Origin of the sequence: Thalassotalea loyana (assembly GCF_030161435.1) — a bacterium.
Taxonomy (GTDB): domain Bacteria; phylum Pseudomonadota; class Gammaproteobacteria; order Enterobacterales; family Alteromonadaceae; genus Thalassotalea_G; species Thalassotalea_G loyana.
Map to the genome: position 1 here is coordinate 17,151 of NZ_BSSV01000011.1, position 19,615 is coordinate 36,765.

Annotated in this window: 17 protein-coding genes; 6 read left to right on the forward strand and 11 right to left on the reverse strand. The window is 40.9% G+C overall.

The features are described from left to right. Positions 1-108: 108 nt before the first annotated feature. Positions 109-534 carry a hypothetical protein gene (locus QQK05_RS18225; RefSeq protein WP_284301359.1) on the forward strand — a complete coding sequence of 142 codons (426 nt, stop codon included), beginning with the start codon at positions 109-111 and terminating at the stop codon, positions 532-534. A gap of 42 nt (positions 535-576) precedes the next feature. On the opposite strand, the gene QQK05_RS18230 is transcribed toward QQK05_RS18225, so the two are convergent. From QQK05_RS18230 to QQK05_RS18240, 3 genes are read right to left on the reverse strand one after another with little or no spacing between them, the layout of a single operon-like run. Then, positions 577-948 carry a SpoIIAA family protein gene (locus QQK05_RS18230; protein WP_284301361.1) on the reverse strand — a complete coding sequence of 124 codons (372 nt, stop codon included), beginning with the start codon at positions 946-948 and terminating at the stop codon, positions 577-579. A gap of 15 nt (positions 949-963) precedes the next feature. After that, positions 964-2,883: an alkaline phosphatase D family protein gene (locus QQK05_RS18235; RefSeq protein WP_284301363.1), complete on the reverse strand. Its 1,920-nt coding sequence runs from the start codon at positions 2,881-2,883 to the stop codon at positions 964-966. Between the two features lie 5 nt (positions 2,884-2,888). Beyond that, positions 2,889-3,461 (reverse strand): glutathione S-transferase family protein, encoded by a 573-nt coding sequence (locus QQK05_RS18240; protein WP_284301365.1) that lies wholly within the window; start codon positions 3,459-3,461, stop codon positions 2,889-2,891. A gap of 174 nt (positions 3,462-3,635) precedes the next feature. Between QQK05_RS18240 and QQK05_RS18245 the strand changes: the two genes are divergently transcribed. Then, on the forward strand, positions 3,636-5,204 hold the full coding sequence (locus QQK05_RS18245; RefSeq protein WP_284301367.1) for an arylsulfatase: 1,569 nt from the start codon (positions 3,636-3,638) through the stop codon (positions 5,202-5,204). A gap of 70 nt (positions 5,205-5,274) precedes the next feature. Here the strand turns inward: QQK05_RS18245 and alr are convergent, their stop codons facing one another. The 6 genes from alr to rpmE all read right to left on the reverse strand — a co-directional run bounded on the left by alr (position 5,275) and on the right by rpmE (position 10,380). Beyond that, entirely contained in the window at positions 5,275-6,342 is a 1,068-nt protein-coding gene (gene alr / locus QQK05_RS18250; RefSeq protein WP_407704908.1) for an alanine racemase, read from the reverse strand. 14 nt (positions 6,343-6,356) lie between these two features. After that, positions 6,357-7,775 (reverse strand): replicative DNA helicase, encoded by a 1,419-nt coding sequence (gene dnaB, locus QQK05_RS18255; protein ID WP_284301371.1) that lies wholly within the window; start codon positions 7,773-7,775, stop codon positions 6,357-6,359. Positions 7,776-7,938: 163 nt separating this feature from the next. Next, a complete protein-coding gene (locus QQK05_RS18260; protein WP_284301373.1) occupies positions 7,939-8,883 on the reverse strand; it encodes a DUF4097 family beta strand repeat-containing protein in 945 nt (314 codons plus the stop codon). An 11-nt stretch (positions 8,884-8,894) separates the two neighbouring features. Beyond that, complete coding sequence (locus tag QQK05_RS18265) at positions 8,895-9,404, reverse strand: hypothetical protein (protein ID WP_284301375.1); 510 nt, start codon at positions 9,402-9,404, stop codon at positions 8,895-8,897. After that, positions 9,397-9,954, reverse strand: coding sequence for an RNA polymerase sigma factor (locus tag QQK05_RS18270; protein WP_284301377.1), 558 nt, complete (start codon positions 9,952-9,954; stop codon positions 9,397-9,399). Before QQK05_RS18270 ends, QQK05_RS18265 begins: the two co-directional genes overlap by 8 nt. A 213-nt stretch (positions 9,955-10,167) precedes the next feature. Next, positions 10,168-10,380 (reverse strand): 50S ribosomal protein L31, encoded by a 213-nt coding sequence (rpmE, locus tag QQK05_RS18275; protein ID WP_193022322.1) that lies wholly within the window; start codon positions 10,378-10,380, stop codon positions 10,168-10,170. 325 nt (positions 10,381-10,705) lie between these two features. Here rpmE and priA point away from each other — a divergent pair, with 325 nt between their 5' ends. The 4 genes from priA (at position 10,706) to hslU (ending at position 15,588) form a co-directional block, all read left to right on the forward strand. Continuing rightward, positions 10,706-12,898, forward strand: a complete 2,193-nt coding sequence (gene priA / locus QQK05_RS18280; protein WP_284301380.1) for a primosomal protein N' — start codon at positions 10,706-10,708, stop codon at positions 12,896-12,898. A 153-nt stretch (positions 12,899-13,051) separates the two neighbouring features. Next, positions 13,052-13,609 (forward strand): SPOR domain-containing protein, encoded by a 558-nt coding sequence (locus tag QQK05_RS18285; RefSeq protein WP_284301381.1) that lies wholly within the window; start codon positions 13,052-13,054, stop codon positions 13,607-13,609. Positions 13,610-13,709: 100 nt separating this feature from the next. After that, entirely contained in the window at positions 13,710-14,228 is a 519-nt protein-coding gene (gene hslV / locus QQK05_RS18290) for an ATP-dependent protease subunit HslV (protein ID WP_284301382.1), read from the forward strand. Between the two features lie 31 nt (positions 14,229-14,259). Beyond that, complete coding sequence (gene hslU, locus QQK05_RS18295; RefSeq protein ID WP_284301383.1) at positions 14,260-15,588, forward strand: HslU--HslV peptidase ATPase subunit; 1,329 nt, start codon at positions 14,260-14,262, stop codon at positions 15,586-15,588. Between the two features lie 69 nt (positions 15,589-15,657). Here the strand turns inward: hslU and QQK05_RS18300 are convergent, their stop codons facing one another. Then, on the reverse strand, positions 15,658-17,517 hold the full coding sequence (locus QQK05_RS18300) for a methyl-accepting chemotaxis protein (RefSeq protein WP_284301384.1): 1,860 nt from the start codon (positions 17,515-17,517) through the stop codon (positions 15,658-15,660). A gap of 85 nt (positions 17,518-17,602) precedes the next feature. After that, the gene (locus QQK05_RS18305) at positions 17,603-19,600 is read right to left on the reverse strand and encodes a putative bifunctional diguanylate cyclase/phosphodiesterase (protein WP_284301385.1); all 1,998 of its coding nucleotides are present in this window, start codon (positions 19,598-19,600) and stop codon (positions 17,603-17,605) included. Positions 19,601-19,615 lie beyond the last annotated feature (15 nt).

Genomic DNA, 19,615 nt, shown 5'->3' on the forward strand with positions numbered 1-19,615 from the left:
ATTAAAAAGAATAGAAAACGATTTTTTATTCCAAATATGAATATTGTTTTTAAAGCATTTAAAATTAACTACTTGGTAATGAACGCAAGTCATGGGAATATATGAGCATTGTTATTTAACAATGCTCAAAGAGTATCAGCAGAACAGTTAAGCCAACTGTCTTTAAACAATGCGCCATACATAACGAGCTTATCGGCACTTCCACCAATAAATGAGATGGACTCTATAAACCTGCATGAGATGCATGGTTTAAGTAATTTAAGTGGATTTGAAAGTTTACAAACTGCTCACACGATCAATATTGTCGGTAACGACAACCTCAATTCATTAGCGCATCTAAGTTCACTCAGTGAAGTTACAGAGTTATCCATCCATCACAATGCATTACTTGAGGGGCTCGGTTTGGAAAATTTATCGGTAATTTACGGTCTTGCAATACATGACAACCCAGAACTATGTAATAGTTTAGCTGCACCTTTGGCTGAAAAAGCACAATATATCCGCACCGACATTTCGTCCAATAAAGATTATTAACACGATAGTAGACACAGTTAAGAAAACAGCGAATCGCCTTATCTATTCGCTGTTTTTTAGCCATGCCCAAGCGTTGTCAATTTCACTTGTTGGAAAATGCCTTTCATCAATATTCATCAGCGCTGCAAAAAAGCTATCTATCGTAATCAGCCAATGCCACGTACTGCTCGATGATACGATCGCAATTTTATCAAAATGACGCATATGGGCAAAAATCCATTTGATGTCTCTCCACGCAGCATCAACTCCCCAATGGACCCCTTCCGACAACACAATTAGCATACTGATCTTATTATGCTCTTTTATCGCCTGCTCAATCGTCTCATTCCAAGCTTGTTCTTCCGCTAAGCCCGATTTTCCTGAAACAGAAAAGCCAATATTAGCGCCTGAACTCTCCGTTAGCTTTTTGATCATAAAACACCTTCTTCATTATTCGGTACGCTCCGAATCCGTTCGAGGTGGAAAATCAACAACATCACCTTTTGCCGTCAATAATTGCGTACCAACTTGGCTATCGTTCGCTATATTCAACAAGCCGATACCGCTTTGATTGACTAAACGACCATCACATTTTACTGAAGGTTTTCTTGCACGAATTTTCATACGGCGTCTTTTGGTAAACCAGTTCAGTGGTGAATACGTTGCATATAGCACTGTATTAAGTTTAGCCAAAATTGACAAAGGTCTAGCTGGAAATTCATTTTTTATTCCACTGCAGGTAATTTGCAAGATACTTGATTGAGATTTTATAAAGCGATGCTCGACCTCATAAACAAAAGAATAGTGAACATCTCCGGATAAAATAATGAAGTTTGGAGGGGTTTTGTAATGTCTAAAAATATTCAACATGACGTTTGCCGTTCCAGAATGCGCCATCCAGTTTTCAGCATCAACCATTAACGGCTTACCAAAGAAGGTAAACACTCGTTGAATGGTTTCAATCAACTTAACGCCATAGATAGGGGCAGCTGAAACTAAAATGACACTCGGCTGATGAATTAACTCTTGCTGCATTTCACATAGCGACTCCCAGTCCATCAAGCCCGATGGCTTACCGGCAAAACTCTCTGATCGCCATCGACGCGTTCGAGTATCAAGCACAACCATTTTAGGCGATGTATCCAGATGATAATGCCATTCATCAAAATCGAGTAAATTGTCAATCAGCACATCATGTGCCTTAATTTCATTATCAAAATGTTCAGTCAAACTGTCGATAAGCGGCTTAACTTTATCAGGAGCATTACCCCACCCTTGGAACAATAAATATCCAAGTAAAGCATTACCGATGATGCGTTTAGAAAATGGGTTTTGATACGCTGACTCTTCCCAGGCACGTGTTAGGTTCCAATCATCTGTCACATCATGATCGTCAAAAATCATATAGGTTGGAATATGTGCCAATGCTCGTTGAACCTTGTCTAACCCCCCAACAAACCGTTCGATTACTTTTTGTTCTGCTCGGTAAACCGTTCTAAAACTCTCAGGCACTCGGTCAACATTGTCTAGATCAACACTCTGCCAAAGCGCTGGAGACCACGTTAATAAGTAAAGTGCAAAAACTTCTGATGCAGTGACTAAATGATTTTTAGCATTAACAGATGTAAATATTGGCTGTTTTGATGCGCCAAATATTTTGTTAATGAAGCCATGATTAATTTTATCATGAGGAAGAAATAAATGGCGTTGATAATACCCTTGCGGCGTTTCAAAGAGCTGTTTCGAGTTATCAATTTCTTGGTGGTTTGCTTCTGTGGTGTGCTGACAGACCTGCCAAGACTCCTCATAGAGCCCTAATAACTCTATTACCTGGTGTATCGCGTTTAACATTGGACCGCAAACATCGTCGCAATAGACTTGGTCACCCGACATCATCAGTAAAGCTGGGCGTTCTAAAGATGTACTTAGTGTTGAGTCAATTTGCTGGTCAACCTGAAGAAGCGCATCTTCACTGTCATAATGAGGCTTACGGCATGATCCATGCAGTACTTTATTAAGCTTTTGTTTAACAACAAAACTAGGCTTTTCACCTCGGTACATCAAAGATTCAATATCTGCCAAAGAGAACTGTTTATCTTCACCAAGATAAAAACTCATGTCATATGACAATTTTACTTCTTGAGGTATATTTTGTTCCGGTATTGTGATTAATTGAATAAACGCTCTTTCACCAATCCTGATTGTGGTCTGGTGTTGGCTATCTAATCGTTGATGAAGGACAAATGAACCGTCTTCACTGCTCAACTGCAATACGATCTGATACTGACAATCTGTCACCAACCAAAAATTGACTTGATTTTGTGTACAGCGTCTAATTATTGGGCCAGCAAGGAGTTTAGAGAGTGTCACGTCAGTTATACCCTAGGATCGGTTTCTTCAACGTAAGGTTTCTTCAACGCGTGTTGATAAAATCGCAATAAGCCTGGAAAATGCTGCCATTGCACTAAATCTCGAAATAGCGCCCAATCAAGTAATGTAAACAAACAAATACTTGGGTAATGCCAATCGTCAAAATCACCTTGTTCAACATATTCCTCCAATGCTGGGAGGATAGTGTCTAATCGTTGATGTTGCAGGTTGAAAAACATTTTATCTTCGTCGGTATTAAAGCCTGACCGTTTGCAAAGCAACACAGAAACAAGAGAATCAGATGCTGCATCAATGATCGTAAGTAAATTTTGTTGATGCCAATCGAGAGCTTCAATTCCCAACTTACTAGACAAGTAATTGTATATCACTCGAGAGTCGTAAATTGCTCTGTCTCCATCTAATAATACCGGCACTTTCTTGGCTGGATTATTCTGCTTCAGCGTTTCAGCGCCTTGCGCCGAAAAGATATCAATATTTTCAAACTCGACACTATCATCTTGAATCAACAGTCTAATTCTTCTAACAAATGGTGAGGTCGTAGAGCCTATTAATTTCATATTTACTCGCAAATTCGTTGTTTGGTTCAGAGGAAAAAGTTAACCAGAAATCGATATAACAATCGGTAATTTACACTGAAAATAACATATTAAAAAAAAGTTAACAGCATTTGGCGACAATTGATTTCGTTAACTATATTTGGAATGGAACACTTCAATAACAAGGACAAAATAATGAAACTCAACATGGGCCTTGGGATTATCTTCTCAAGCATAGTGATGTTCTCAAGCTTTTCGCACGCAACAACAGACAAGTCTCGACCTAATATTCTGGCTATTTGGGGGGATGATATTGGCGTTCACAATATCAGCGCGTATAACCATGGCATTATGGGGTACCAAACTCCTAATATTGACCGAATTGCAAACGAAGGCGCACTTTTTACGGACGCTTATGCTCAACAAAGTTGTACTGCAGGTCGCGCCGCATTCATGATGGGTCAGCACCCATTCAGGACAGGGATGTTAACGATTGGTATGCCTGGCTCGACACACGGTATACCGGATTGGACGCCAACCATTGCCGATGTAATGAAGTCCAAGGGGTACATTACCGCACAACATGGTAAAAACCATTTTGGCGATCAAGATAATCACCTTCCAACCGCACATGGCTTTGATCAGTTCTTTGGTAACCTCTATCACCTTAATGCAGAAGAAGAGCCTGAAACATACTACTACCCAAAAGACCCTGAGTTTCGAAAAAAATTCGGCCCTCGAGGCGTTATTCGTTCATTTGCGGACGGTCGCATTGAAGACACTGGCCCAATGACGCGTAAGCGCATGGAAACAGCCGATGAAGAATTCCTGTCAGCGACGTTAAAGTTTATTGATAAAGCACACAAAGAGAAGAAGCCATTCTTCATTTGGCACAATTCAACTCGTATGCATGTTTGGACTCGGCTAAAACCAGAATCTGTAGGCCGAACAGGTATCGGACTGTACCCAGACGGCATGGTAGAACATGACGATCAAGTTGGGGTTTTACTGGACAAATTAGATGAGCTTGGCATCGCTGACAATACAATCGTGATGTATTCAACCGACAATGGAGCTGAAACATTTAGTTGGCCTGACGGTGGCATTACACCATTTCATGGCGAAAAAGGTACCACATGGGAGGGCGGATTCCGTGTACCACTACTTGTAAGGTGGCCAGGCAAAATAAAGCCTGGGAAGAAAATCAATGAAATCGTCTCACATGAAGACTGGATGCCAACCTTCGCTGCTGCGGCTGGTATTAGTAATCTGCAAGAGAAAATGAAAAAAGGATTTAAAGCCAGTGGGAAAAATTTTAAAGTCCACTTAGATGGCTATAATCTATCGGATTTACTGTCAGGTAAAACCAATGAATCCCCTCGTACTCAAATCTTCTATTTTGCAGCAACAGGAGAATTAAACGCGGTTCGTTGGAACGATTGGAAAGCGCATTTCGCAAAACAAGAAGGCCCAATCAATGAGGCTATCCGAACAGTTCCTGCATGGCCCGTCATCATTCATTTAAAAGCTGATCCATATGAAAAAATGTGGGAAGAATCTGCGCTATATACCCGTTGGTATGGAGATAATATGTGGTTATTTGTACCGATTCAGCAGGAAGTCGGAAAATTCTTGTCGACTATCGAGGGATACCCATTTCAGCCAGGTTCGACACTATCTGCTGCAGGAATCGATTACAAATTCTTAGCAGAACAACAGATGAAGAAGAAAATAGCAGAGCTTGAAAGAGCAGCGAGTCGATAATAAGTCGTGTAAAAATAAAAACGCCCTCGTATGGGCGTTTTTTTCGTGGTCTATTCTTCGTATAACGCGTTTATATGTATTTTACACGACGCGTAATGTTACACAGCAATTCATAAGGGATTGTCGTCGAGTGCTGAGCAATTTCTTCTACTGGCAGTTCATCACCCCATAAGGTCGCAATATCTCCGATTTTATCCTTGGCGTTATTACCTAGGTCAACGGTAATCATATCCATTGAAACTCGACCGGCAAGCGGTACTCGCCGGCCGTTTAACCAAATAGGAGTCCCATTATTCGCGTGCCTTGGATAGCCATCGCCGTAGCCAATCGCAATCACCCCAATGTTAGTATCCTCTTTTGCTTGCCATGCATTGCCATAACCGACCGTGTCTCCAGACTTTACTCGTTGTATTGCGATGACGCTTGATTGCAATGTCATAACAGGTTTCAAGCCTAAATTTGCTGATGTTTTATCAAGTAATGGAGATACACCGTAAAGCATTAAACCGGGGCGAATCCAATCACAGTGAGTACTTTCCCAGCCACAAACCCCCGCTGAATTGGCAATTGAGCGAGGATTCGGTAAACCTTTAGTTAATTCATTAAACAACGTAAACTGCTCGCTTGTTGATGAATTATTAACATCATCGGCGCAGCTAAAATGACTCATCAGAACAAGATCTGAATGGACATTTTCAGACTCTGTAAGTGGAAAATAAAAATCCTTAAACTGATTAGGTTCAATACCTAGTCGATGCATTCCTGTATCGATTTTCAACCAAACTTTCAGTGGTCTATCGATATCAGCTTGTAAAATTGCATGTAATTGCTCTTTAGTATGAACAATGGTTTGCAAATTATTAGCAGCAAGAATGGCCAAATCACCCGGGTTGAAAACGCCTTCGAGTAAAACAATAGGTTTAATAACACCCGCTGTTCTAAGTTCTAATGCTTCTTCAATTCTCGCAACGCCAAATGCATCTGCTTGTGGTAATGCTTTAGCGATCGTCACTAAACCGTGGCCGTAACCATTTGCCTTTAACACAGCAAGAACTTTAGACTCCGGCGCCATTGACTTAATAACGTTATAATTACCAATGAGCGCGGGCAAATTAATATGAACAGTGGCTGTTCTAATCGACATAGGCCTGCTTAATCTTCTTCTAATACGTGTGGGCCAGCGTAATTATCAAAACGCGAAAACTGACCTTGGAAGGTAAGAGGAACACGACCAATTGGACCATTACGTTGTTTACCAATAATAATTTCAGCCATGCCTTTAAATTCGGAATTATCGTGATAAACCTCATCACGATAAATAAACATAATTAAATCGGCATCCTGCTCAATCGAACCTGATTCACGTAAATCCGAGTTAACAGGACGTTTATCTGCACGTTGCTCCAAGCTACGGTTTAGCTGAGAAAGGGCCACAACGGGTACTTCCAACTCTTTTGCCAGAGCCTTTAATGAGCGAGAAATTTCCGCAATTTCTAGTGTACGGTTATCCGCAAATTGAGGAGCCCTCATTAACTGAAGGTAATCGACCATGATAAGACTCAATCCACCGTGATCTCGCGCAATACGACGAGCTCTCGAACGCACTTCTGTAGGTGTCAGTCCGGCAGCATCATCAATGTACATTTTGCCTTTTTCTATCAGCAACCCCATGGTTGACGATAAACGAGCCCAATCTTCATCACCTAGCTGACCTGTACGAATTTTTGTTTGGTCGATACGACCTAATGAGGCAAGCATCCTCATCATGATTTGTTCTGAAGGCATTTCCAGTGAGAAAATTAACGCGGGCTTGTCCTCAGTCATCGCAGCACTTTCAACCAAGTTCATCGCAAATGTCGTTTTACCCATTGATGGACGTGCTGCAACAATAATTAGATCTGAGGGTTGTAGACCTGCTGTCATTTTATCTAGATCAGAAAACCCTGTGGTTACGCCAGTAACACCATCATGTGGTTGTTGGTATAATTTCTCAATTCTATCAACTGTTTTTTCTAACACAGAATTTATGTTTTCAGGGCCTTCGGATTTATTTGCACGTGCTTCGGCAATCTGAAAAACTTTAGTTTCAGCAAAATCCAGTAATTCCGCACTTGAACGCCCTTGGGTATCAAAACCTGCTTCAGCTATCTCATTGGCAACGCTAATCATTTCGCGGGTTACCGCTCGCTCTCGAACAATTTCAGCATAGGCGACAATGTTTGCAGCGCTTGGAGTGTTTTTGATTAGTTCTGCAAGATATGCAAATCCGCCAGCATCTTCTAACTGTTGAGCATTCTCAAGCGCTTCGGTAAGGGTAACCAAATCAACTGGCTCACCTTTTTCGATCATTTCACCAATCGTCTCAAATACGATGCGGTGAGCACGCGAATAAAAATCTTGAGCAACTACCGCTTCACCAACGCGGTCAAAGGTCTCATTATCAAGCAATAAGCCGCCGATTACCGACTGCTCAGCTTCTAACGAATGTGGAGGAACGCGCAGCTGCTCTACTTGCTGGTCTTTTTCTTTAAAAGACTTTTTATTTGAATTTGAGAATTTTTGCTCTGCCATTAAGACTTCCTACCACACTTAAACGATCTAACTCACCGAAGATAAACACACCGATAAGCGAACATAAGGAGAGTAATTTAACAGAAATTCTAGATATAAAAAACGAAAAAAGCGCAGTTGAAGGTTCAATCTGCGCCTAACAAGGAGTATTTGTTAAATTTAACTATTTTCGCTTCAAGACAACATTACCGCTTACTGTGCTTCCGCTTACCCGTGCACCAGCTTTACCGGTCTCGAACCCAAGTCGTGAGCTCGGACCATACTTGTCCTTGATAGCACGTTCATTTGTTAAACGGTTGATTAAGTCACCACCTGCACTCGCTCGTAGTCGAAAAATAGCTTGAACATCATTAAGGAAGTTAATGTCAAAGTCACCGCTTACACTCGACAACCTCAGTTGGCCATCGTCTTTTAAACCAACATCAGCTTCCACATCACCACTCACCGTTGACATCATAAGGTCGTCAACATTAGGTAATATAAGCTCCATTTCACCAGACACATTCTTAACTTCTACGGTTGTCGCATCTGATGCAACATCTAAATCACCACTGACAGATTTAACATAGAGATTGCCTGTAGAGTCTTCAGTAAACACATTGCCGCTGACGCTTGACAGATGAGTCGATTTTCCTAGTTGTTTAGCGGAAATATCTCCACTGACGCTACTCACCTCAACTCTATTCCCGATATTCTCTAATTTAACGTTTCCACTTACACTACCTGCAGTAACATCTGCCTCAATATCTGTGATAGAAACGTCTGTTGAAACGCCTGAGAAACTAACATTTAAGCTTTTCGGTAACGTAATCTCTAAATTGGTCTTTTGCTGCGCCCAACTATTTTCTAGGTGACGAGGCATTTCAACTTTAATTAAGACAACACTACCAGATTGTTTGAATGTCAACCCCTTAGCCTGGTCATCTAATTCACCAACAACCGATATATCATTTGTTGATTGACCTATAATCTTAATTTTTCCGCGCACATTCTCTATTTCAACACTACGTGCGCCATCATTCGGCATTGACTGATTAACACTTTCGCCCGCAAACACTGCAAAACTTGTTGAAGCTAATACTAAGGCGCAATTCTTTAAAATATTCATTTTATTTATCCTTAAATTGTTTGCCACTTAGGGCGGTAAATATGGTCTAACAAAGCGAGCTCTTGCTGCTGTGTGAATTTCAATAAATGGATCAAGTCGGCGTTTTGAGGGTCTTTCTCTAACGCAGAAACAATGCTTTTTCTTGCTTTAATCAACTCGTCAAGTTGCTTTTGCAAATCAGCAGGCACGCTGCGCTCTGCTTTGCTCGTACCGAAACTAACCAACATAGCTTGACGTTCAGCCTCAAACGCTTGATTCATCGTCGTCAAGAAATCGTTATTCGGTGCTTGGCTTGGTACGCCATTTACGTTAATTAAAGTGATCACCACGGCAAAAACAGACGCTGCTAAAGCAATATTGGCTCGCCAACCTTGTCGTTGTGGTTGTTCAATTTGCTGCGGCTGTTGAGATATTGCCTTCTCAATACCTGGCCATAAATCGCGAGTCGGCGCAATTTCACGTTCCAATGCTTCCGCTCTTTCATCAAGTGTTGCTTGGTTTAACTTCGATGACTTATTCATTTTCCAAGCTCTCCTGTAATAGTTGTCTTGCTCTATGGTACTGAGCCTTGCTCGAGCCCACGGCCATTTTTAACATGCTGGCTATTTCCTCATGGCGATAGCCTTCAATTGCGAATAAAATAAACACCATACGTGCACGCTCGGGTAATTGCATAATATGCTTGTCTAAGGTGCTTAGTTCAGGCATTTCTGCGCTGTCTTCTTTTACGCCTTGATCTTCAATACTGAATACTTTTTGCAACCAAGTTTTGTGCTTGCGGATATGGCTCAATACGATGTGCGTTGCCACACTGTGGAGCCAAGTAGAGAACTTACTTTCACCCCTAAAATTTATGATTTTTTGCCATACTTGAACAAACACTTCTTGGCAGACATCTTCAGCGCTTGATGCATCTGCAAGCATACGCAAACATAAAGCGAATACTTTTTTGTGATGCAGCAAATAAAGCTGATGAAAGGCTTGTTGATCGCCTTGCTGAGCTTTTGCTATCCATACTGATTCATCAAGACCAAATTTATCTTCAGCTTGAATCACGGGGTTGTTCTGCACTTATCCATTCTCACAAAGGTTTTGTTACTAGGTTAGATGCAGTATGTCTGAAAAGGGTTTAAACGAGGAAGGAATTTTTTTTAAATAATTGAATTTTATCTACATGTTATTAGGACACTCACCATATTTGAGGGAGATTAGTGCCTACCTAAAGGACAAAATACAGACACAAAAAAAGCGCCAAAAGGCGCTTTTTCAAATAAGCTTAAAAGCTTATTTTTTGCCAAGCATACCGAAACGCTTGTTGAATTTGTCAACACGACCACCAGTTTCAGCAGCTTTTTGCTTACCAGTGTAGAATGGGTGACATTCTGAACATACGTCTAAGTGTAAGTCTTTTGCTACAGTTGAACGTGTGTTGATAACATTACCACAAGAACAAGTTGCCTTGATCTCAACGTAATTTGGGTGAATACCTTCTTTCATGGGATAACCTCTGTTAAGGCCGCATCGCCACTTGATCTATTGCCAAGCACCATACGAGTTAAAAATAATGGTGGCGAATAATACTTGATCATTGCCTGATATACAACAATAAAACACGGTAATTTGAATATTTTTTCAACATAACTTGTCAGTGTTGATATGAACACGTGTCGGCCAATAGAAAATTTAAGATTCCTTTAAAATTAAAGTGTGCAAATGGAATGCTAAACGACGTTATCCTTCTGAGCGCTATAGATAAAATAAAATTGCTTGGCACACATTATTTATCGCGTCACAATATAAAAAAACAATAATGAGAGTTGATGTGGCAGATATATATGTACAGGTAGCGATTCCAGTTCCATTAAGGCAATTGTTTACCTATATCGTACCTGACGCATTACACAGTGACGATGTAACACCGGGCGAGCGAGTAATTGTGCCATTTGGCCCGCGCAAAGTTGTCGGTGTTGTATTGAGTACATTATCAGAAACAAAGGTAGAGAAACTAAAGCCTATACTCTCGCGTGTCAGTGATAAATACGTCTTTGACAAATCTCTTTTAAAATTATTAACGACGGCCGCTAATTACTATCACCACCCCATCGGGGACGTGATGCAACAAGCTCTACCTGTGCCTTTAAGGGATATTAATCAAGCGACAATAGAGCCCGAGTTAGAATACCACGCTAGTCGCACATCTAATGACATTAAAGAAACGCTTACGAAAAAATCACCAAAACAAGCGTCCCTTTACGAAACCATTGAACAAAGCCAAGGGATCAGTTGGCCGGAGCTACGTACTCTGGGATTCGAAAAAAGCACGCTTAACGCACTACTTAAAAAAGAACTCATCAACGCAAGCGCGAGACCAGATAAACGATTTACGTGGCACGAATCAAAGTTGAATAAAGAAAACAAGCTTCAACTTAATCATGAACAGGCAGTTATTGTCTCAGCGATTAACCAGCATCAAGGGTTTGCCTGCCATTTAATCGAAGGAATCACAGGTAGCGGTAAAACCGAAGTCTACTTGCAGGCAATTGAAACGATCTTAAGTCAACATCAACAAGTATTAGTGTTGGTGCCAGAAATCGGTCTGACCCCGCAAACACTCTCTCGCTTTGAAAAGCGCTTTAATGTGCCTATTTACCTACACCATAGTGCGTTAAACAATTCTGAAAAGTTAGCAACATGGCTAGCTGCGCAAAATGGTAGTGCTGCCATTATCATTGGTACGCGAAGTGCGATATTTACGCCCTTAAAAAAGCTTGGTTTAATCGTTATTGATGAAGAGCATGACAGCTCTCTAAAACAGCAGGATAGTTTCAGATATCATGGAAGAGATATTGCTATTCTTAGAGCCAAACAACTCAACATCCCGATAGTTTTAGGTACTGCGACCCCGAGTTTAGAAACATTACAAAACGCGCTGACAGGGAAATATCATCATCACCGTTTGACCAAACGTGCTGGCAATAGTGCTTTAGCGCCGATAAAGCTAATAGACATAGCTCAACAGCAAGTTGACAAAGGTCTTTCTGGAACACTTATCCACGAAATAAAAGCAACGATTTCGCGCGGTGAACAAGTTCTTGTGTTTATAAACCGACGAGGGTTTGCCCAAGCGCTTACCTGTAAAGAGTGCCATTGGGTAGCCACCTGTGAACGATGCTCAAAGCCTTTTACATTGCATAAAAATGATCAACAGCTTGTGTGTCACCACTGCTCCAATCAACACCCTACTCCGCAACAATGTCACAATTGTGGCAGTGTCCGATTAGAAGGTATTGGACTAGGTACAGAACAAGTTGAAGATAATCTTGCTACCTTATTTGATGACGCTAGTATTCTTCGAATAGACAGGGACAGCACTCGAAAAAAAGGAGAGCTGACGAGGATGCTCGACGCTATAAGCAACAATGAGCACAACATCTTAGTCGGTACGCAAATGCTGGCAAAAGGTCATCATTTCCCAAACGTTACACTTGTTGCCATTATTGGCGCTGATGGCGCTCTATTCAGTCATGATTACCGAGCACCAGAGCATCTTGCGCAATTGCTTGTTCAAGTTTCTGGGCGAGCCGGAAGAGCAAGTAAACCAGGCAAGGTATTGGTACAAACTAATTTTCCACAACACCCGTTATTACAAGATTTAGTCAACAATGGTTATGCTCATTTCGCTGAGTATGCGTTGATTGAACGACAACAAGCTTTACTTCCACCATTTACGTTTCAGGCACTTATCAGGGCAGAAGCAAACTATCCAAGCTACCCACAACAATTTCTTGCTGAACTACTACCGATAGCATCAGGAGCATGCATGGTTGCAGGCCCAATGCCAGCCCCAATGGAAAAGCGTGCTGGAAAATACCGTTTTCACTTGATGGTACAAAGCAAGGATAGAAAAGCTTTGCATCAAACCTTACAACAACTAATTGCTAATATTTCAAACTTAGAAAGTAGTAAAAGAGTTCGGTGGTCAATTGACATCGACCCACAAGACTTAACTTGGTAACGTCAGTTTCTCTAATCGCTTTCATCACGTCACATCACGAGTCCACGTACTGAATATCTGTTACATGGCTTTAATGGTTCATAGATAAGTAAAAGAGCTTTTTTTTTATAGCGACTTGGTTAAAATAACGATTTTAAGATCTAGGTATTTTCGATGGCTCCCCAAGATTACGTTTCGCGTAAACCAAATAAAAAAAATAATTCCCCGTATAAAAGTGATGCTCCTCAAGCACCAGCTATGTCATTAAAAAACAAAGTTATCTTAGCTATCACCGTATTTTTTGCTGCCGCATTTGGATATGGCCTATGGAAATTGAACCAAACACCGGCACAAGCACCAATAATTATCGAGCAACCTAAAGCCACCACAAAACAAAATGAAGTATCGTTGCCAGAGCCACCAAAAGAAAAGTGGGATTACATGAAGGAGCTGGAAACGAAGGAAGTTGAAGTTGGCGAATACGAAGTCACCAATAAGGGGCCTTATCAAATGCAGTGTGGCTCATTTAGAACGCGTGAACAAGCTGAGGTTTTAAAAGCCAAAATAGCTTTTGCAGGAATCACTTCTCAAGTGAGAGAAACGAAAGGTAAAAATGGCACCTGGCACAAAGTAATTCTCGGCCCATATGAACGTAAGCGCTTGGCAGAAAAGGACAAGCATTTATTAAAAAACAATAATGTCAATTATTGTCAAATTTGGTTGTGGCGATAAACCTTAGCTTTCCCCTTGAAAAAATAAAATCACCCCTCATTTAATTCTCATAGCATTAGCCGAGCAGTCATGTGCTCGGCCACAATTATAGAGGTTAAATGTGACTACTATTGTTTCAGTAAGACGTAACGGCAAAGTTGCCATTGGTGGCGACGGTCAGGTTTCATTGGGTAATACCGTAATGAAAGGCAATGCCAAAAAAGTACGTCGTTTATATCACGATAAAGTATTAGCTGGCTTTGCTGGTGGTACTGCTGATGCCTTCACTCTTTTTGAACGTTTTGAAAGTAAGCTTGAAATGCACCAGGGTCATTTGACGAAAGCAGCGGTAGAGCTTGCTAAAGACTGGAGAAGTGATCGTGCACTTCGCAAACTAGAAGCGTTGTTAGCCGTTGCTGATGAGGAAACGTCATTAATCATTACCGGTAATGGTGACGTTGTGCAACCAGAGCATGATTTGATCGCCATCGGTAGTGGTGGAAATTATGCGCAAGCATCGGCACTCGCCTTATTAGAGAATACCGACTTAAGTGCCAAAGATATCGTAGAAAAATCGTTAAAAATTGCAGGCGACATTTGTGTTTTCACCAACCAGCATCACACTGTTGATGAGCTGTAACTTCCTGCGTATTAGTAAATAAGGATTCCCCATGTCGAATATGACTCCAAGAGAAATTGTTAGTGAACTTGACCGCCATATTATTGGCCAAGATTCAGCTAAACGAGCAGTTGCAATTGCCTTACGTAATCGCTGGCGCCGTATGCAGTTAAACGAAGAATTACGCACCGAAGTCACACCAAAAAATATCTTAATGATTGGTCCAACAGGTGTTGGTAAAACAGAGATTGCTCGTCGTTTGGCAAAACTTGCTAATGCACCATTTATCAAAGTTGAAGCGACTAAATTCACTGAGGTGGGTTACGTTGGTAAAGAAGTGGAAACGATTATTCGCGACCTTGCTGATATGTCGATTAAGATGACCAAAGAGCAAGAAGTTGAGCGTGTAAAACACTTAGCTCAAGAGGCTGCAGAAGAGCGCATTTTAGATATTTTGCTTCCACCTCCTCGTGACACATTTGGCAATGAAGAGAAACCAGAAAATAGTTCAACTCGACAAGTGTTCCGTAAAAAGCTGCGTGAAGGCCAATTAGATGATAAAGAGATTGAGCTGGACTTAGCTGCTCAACCTATGGGCGTTGAAATCATGGCTCCTCCAGGTATGGAAGACATGACGTCACAGCTGCAAAGCATGTTTCAAAACTTGTCTAATGAAAAAACGCAAAAGCGTAAATTAAAAATTAAAGATGCTTTTAAAGCGCTTCAAGAAGAAGAAGCCGCAAAAATGGTTAACCCTGATGAAGTGAAGCAAAAAGCTATTGAAGCGGTTGAGCAAAATGGCATTGTTTTTATTGATGAAATTGACAAGATTTGTAAACGTGGCGAAAGTTCAGGTCCTGATGTTTCGCGAGAAGGTGTCCAACGTGATTTATTACCACTCGTTGAAGGCTCGACGGTGAGCACAAAACACGGCATGGTAAAAACAGATCACATATTGTTCATCGCCTCTGGTGCATTCCAAATGGCAAAACCATCAGATCTCATTCCTGAGTTACAAGGTCGTCTACCAATTCGTGTCGAGTTAGAAGCATTACGCACACAAGACTTCGAACGTATTTTAACAGAGCCTAACGCGAGCTTAACTGAACAATATCAAGCATTAATGGCAACGGAAGGACTAAACTTAAGCTTTAGTGACTCTGGTGTTAAAGCGATAGCTAATGCCGCTTGGCAGGTCAATGAAAGTACTGAAAATATCGGTGCTCGTCGCTTACATACGATGATGGAGCGATTAGTCGAAGAGATATCATTTCATGCAAATGATAAATCAGGTCAATCAATTGAAATTGATGAGGCGTACGTCAATACAACATTAAATGATGTAGTACAAGATGAAGACTTGAGTCGTTTTATTCTGTAGTCAACTCATCAAACTAAAAATAAAAAAGGCAGCCTATTAACCGGCTGCCTTTTTTGTTGGCTCAAAAACTTAAACTTTAAAACGACTCACTTCAGAATGAAGCACTTTAGCTTGTTGTGAAAGTTCTTCACTCATATGCTCATTTTGCTTCGCTGAATCAGCCGCTTGCTCCGTAACATCCCTGATCATAACCACATGTTCATTGACTTCAGACGCCACTGAACTCTGCTCTTGTATCGCGGTTGCAATCGCCGTATTCATATCCATGATTAAGGAGACATCTGAAGTTATCTCTTCTAACATCTTACCTGCTGAACTCGCTTGCTCCGCACTATCGTCACCTTGTTTGCGACATGTCCCCATGTGATCAACAATTTCTTTAGTACGGGTTTGTAATGAACTAATAATACCTTCGATTTCTTGCGTCGAATCTTGCGTTCTTGATGCTAACGTTCTGACTTCATCAGCAACAACAGCAAAGCCTCGACCTTGTTCACCCGCCCTCGCAGCTTCAATTGCGGCATTTAGCGCCAGCAAGTTAGTTTGCTCGGCAATCCCACGAATCACATCTAGTACAGAGCCGATCGTATGACTATCTTTTGCTAGCTCACTAACGATATGCTCCGACTCTTCTAACGTAGAAGATAACACGGAAATTTGTTCAATTGTGCTACTAACACCATCTTTACCACGCTCTGCATTTTCAGTTGTTAACTGAGCTTTATTAGCCGCGTCTTCAGTATTCTTGGCAATTTCATCGACCGTAGCCACCATTTCAGTGACTGCTGTTGCAACAAGATCAGTTTGCTGCATTTGGGTATCTACCCCTTCGTTGGCAACGCTGATGTTCTCAGCAAGTGATTGTGTAGCAACATTGACGGTTTCTACTGACTGATTACATTCAACAATCAAGTGACGGAACGTTGCTAGCATCTCATTGAAAACTTTAGCCATTTCTGTAAGTTCATCATTACCTTTTAATTCAGCACTAAGTGTTAAATCATTGGTAGAGGATACTTTCTTCATCAAGTCACGCATTTCAGTAACCGTATTGATAATTCCGCGACTGATGTAAGTACTCAAAAATACGGTTCCACCGATAATAATAATCAGCACAACGTACGCCATTTGTTTTACGGAGGCGATACTTTCAGCAACATATTTCTTCGAATCAGCCAATATAGCTGCCGTTCTTTTTTGCATATCGTCAACAGCTGTATTCATTTCCCCCAACATTCCCTGTGTTGGATCGTAGCCAAGCTTGCGTTGTGCATTGACTAAATTAAGGAAATCATCTTGATAGGCTGACAGCAAATTGACTAAGTCAGCTTTTACTGCTGATGGCTGGCTACTTGCTTGAACTTTGTCTTTCAATACTTGTGTATTGTTCTCTAGTCGAGTGACGTATTTATCGTCTAAACGCAGCATGAAGTCTTTCTCGTTGCGTCTCAACTGTAACATGCCAGAGAGCAATTCATAGTCACTTGAACCCAACATCTCTTCTACCGCATGAACACTTGCGCGTAAGCTACCATAGAGACCATCTTTAGGGTGTAAACCTATTAGTTTTTGCTGTTCCACAACACCGTTAAACAGAGCCTCATAATCTTTCAATTTCTGGTTAATCGCACTGATAGAACTGGTGTCCGCGCCGAAACTGTCTACTCCATCCTTGAGGGCAGATAAATATGATTGTGTTTTCTTAATGCTTTTGAAAAACTCTGCCGCGTGTGTTTCATCTTTCAACGTTAGAAAGTTTTTTTGGTGATGCTCTAACTGCGAGACTTCAGATTCAACAGCAGCCAGATTACGAGTGATGTCTACTTCTAGCGACATTTTATACAAAGCATACAACAAGATACCGAGCATAATAACCAAAGCACCAATAAAGTTGGCTATGTTCAGTAATAATTTTTGTTTAATCGTCATCAATAAAAGCCTCAATTAGACCAATGGCATTGTTTAAAGTATAGACCTAAATTTCAAATGCACTTGGTAAATTAAACTTTATTTTTTAACGATTTAAATACTTTGATAAATCCTGTTCAGACAATGGCTTGGCGATGTAATATCCTTGAACTGCATCACACCCTAACTTCCTCAATAACTCAAGCTGATTTGCGTCTTCTACCCCTTCAGCCAAGACCCTTTTACCCAAGCCATGAGATAGTTTAATCATCGATTTAACAATCGTAACATCCGAGTCATTATTAGCGACTTCGCTGACAAAACTACGATCAATCTTAATTTTATCAATCGGTAATTTTCGCAAATATGCAAGAGACGAATAGCCCGTACCAAAATCATCGATAGACACTCTAATACCTAAGTTTTGTAACTTAACAATGGTATCCATCACACTTTCAATATCTGTAATGACGACATTTTCTGTGATTTCGAGTTCCAAACAGCTAGATGGTATTTGATATTGATATAGTAAAGACTGAACATAACCAACAAACTGTGGATCTTGGAACTCTACTGAAGTTACATTGACGGCAATCGTGACCCTACGTTTGAACTCTTTTTGCCATTGCTGAACTTTTTGAGCAGATAACTCTAGAACATAATGATCTAGCTCCCTGCTCATTGATAATTGCTCTATTTTATCTAGAAATTGACCAGGGGCTAACAAACCTTTTTCAGGGTGTTGCCAACGAACTAGGGCCTCAACCCCTTCTAATTTATTGGTGTATAAGTTGAGTTGAGGTTGGAAATATAGAACAAACTCTCTATTTTCAAAGGCGTGGTTCAGCTCCTTTTCAACCGCCATTAATTCACAGCCCTTTGATTGCATACCTTCAATATACTGAACACTGTGAATATTTTCTGTTTCGGCGTGAAATAGCGCTAAATTAGCCTTTTTAAGCAACTCTTCTTCATCATCACCATGATCAGGAAACAAGCTATACCCCACACTAGCCTTAAGTTCTATACTATGCTCTTGATAGTGGTAAGGTGCAGACAATAAGTCATGAATATGATCGGCACCTTTGTTTAGTTGGGATAAATTGTGTATTTCCAAAGCAAAGACAAAGGAGTCTCCGCTAAGTCGTCCAACAACGGACGGGACTAAAACACTTTGTGATAAACGGATTGCTACTTGAGCCAAGATATAGTCACCGGCACTAAGACCATAGGTATCATTAATAAATTTAAACCGCTTTATATCAATCAAATAAATAGCCAAGCGTGCACCGCTTTGTTGGCATAGCTCCATTGCCGATGGCAGTTTTTCTAATACTTGCTCTCGATTCAAAGCGCCTGTTAATTGGTCATGTTTACCTAAATACTGCGCACGGTTGATGGCGGTTACGGCCAAATTGCGTTCAGCACCTTGCATCCAAATGAGCATCGCGTAACCCAATACCGCATTAGCACCACTATCAAAGACAAGTATTGCTCTGACTATTTCGCCAAAGTAGTCTGTCCCGAGTAACATGACCGATGCTAAAGAATAGGATACAAACCTGACTCCCATGGCGATGAAAAGCCACATAAAAATACGACTAGCGAAGAATGTCTTCTGCTGATTGAACAACCAAAAGCTAGATGCGAGGAAGCCACAGCCGATAATAAAAGACGTCAGGCTTTCTCTAAGATATAAACGGTTGTAGGTTGCGAAGTCGTCAAACGCAAACAAAATAACAGAAAAGAACGTGTACAGTGTGACAACAAAAAGGCTACCCCATAGTCGCCGCAAATCAATATTTTTGCTGCTTGCTGCTCGGTATATAGCCCAAAATAGCATTAAGGCAAAAAGGTTGAACGTCAATTTGTTCAAAAAGGTTAATAAGATAAGTAATGGCTCTGTTGCCTTGGCAATATCCAAGACCATCATCGTTAACATCATACCTCGATTAACGATTAACAAGCTCAATGCAATGACCCACAACTTAACATAAGTGCGACCAAAGCCTCGGTAGAACATCAACAAGAAAAACGTCAAGACCATTAAGACGATGCATTCAACGAGATAGAGTATTGGACTTGTAAAAAATTGTTCTGCCATTCAATTGATTCTTAT